This window comes from Gemella cuniculi DSM 15828, from assembly GCF_000425665.1.
Taxonomy (GTDB): domain Bacteria; phylum Bacillota; class Bacilli; order Staphylococcales; family Gemellaceae; genus Gemella; species Gemella cuniculi.
In genome coordinates this window covers 1-1,150 of the sequence record NZ_AUDW01000038.1, presented here as the reverse complement: position 1 = coordinate 1,150, position 1,150 = coordinate 1, and the positions used below count along the sequence as shown (strand labels likewise).

Sequence of the window (1,150 nt, the reverse complement as noted above, 5' to 3'; positions counted from 1 at the left end):
ATTTCTTATTTATCTTTTTCATAAGTTTTCCTACCTTTCATTATAATAATCTTGTATATCATTTTGGTTATTCTCTACACTCTTTATAAAGTTATATGTTTGTGGATAATTCTCCTTTATATACTCTATATTACTTGGTTTGTTCACCCAAATTCCGTTTTTATTTATTTGTAACATATTAAGTTGTGTATAAATTTTATTTTTAACCTCATTGAAATTTATATTTTTCTTGAATTCTTCCGCACGATTATAAGTATTATTTGTCAGTTTATCGTAGTAACGGTTGCTTGCTTCAATAAAGTTAGTATTATTATTTTTCATTGAACTTATTATATTAACTGCGTCTAAGTCAGCTTTATAATCATCATTGCCTATACTTGGTTTGGTATCAGCTATATCTGTTGTATCTCCTAACCAACCCGCCATATCATTTGTGTTTTTGTGTCCACCTCGAAGGTCGGCAAGGCGTAGGTTATCGTAAAGATGTGTTGCCATCGTAATATACTGATGAGCGAAATCTGTCTTTCCTCTAAATGAATCTATTTGGTTATTCCACAGTTTTTCAAATTCACTATCTGTTATTTTATATCCTAGTCCAGTTTCCATATTGTTTTTATATTCGTTGCGTTGATCCTCTTCTAAATTAATATGATAAGTAGTATACCCTCCATGCTGTATTCTAACCTTATATTTTAAATATTCATATTCACCATCTGTTAAGTTAAAGAAATCTATCATTTGTTCCTTTATACTTAAATTTATATACTTAGTCTTCATACCATTTCCCGCAGTATTTTGCCACATCGCTCGTGTAATTGAGCCATTTTCATCATAATATAATCCGCCAAGTAGCCTTGTAAATATATAGTCTTTTTGGGTATTTGGTATTTTAGGGTCTTTATATATGTTTCTTCTTAACTTTATTATTATTCTAGTCGTTTTATCATCAAATCCATATTGTAATTTTAATGTTTCTTTGTAACTTATCTCTTCTTGGGAGTAGTCTTTTTCCAACCATTTTCCTTCTATGGTGTTTGCCCATCCCATATCATTTTTGTTTGGCAATATAAATGTTTTTGATGTAGGTGACCAACTCTTTTCAGCTTGTACTAATCCTTGGTCAACCGACGATTTTAATGTGTCTACTTCA

1 protein-coding gene is annotated in these 1,150 nt (G+C 30.1%); it reads right to left on the bottom strand.

What is annotated here, in order from left to right; all coding sequences use genetic code 11:
- Nucleotides 1-30: 30 nt before the first annotated feature.
- A partial coding sequence (locus H612_RS10065) for a hypothetical protein (protein ID WP_035500346.1) occupies nucleotides 31-1,150 on the bottom strand: 1,120 nt, incomplete at its 5' end.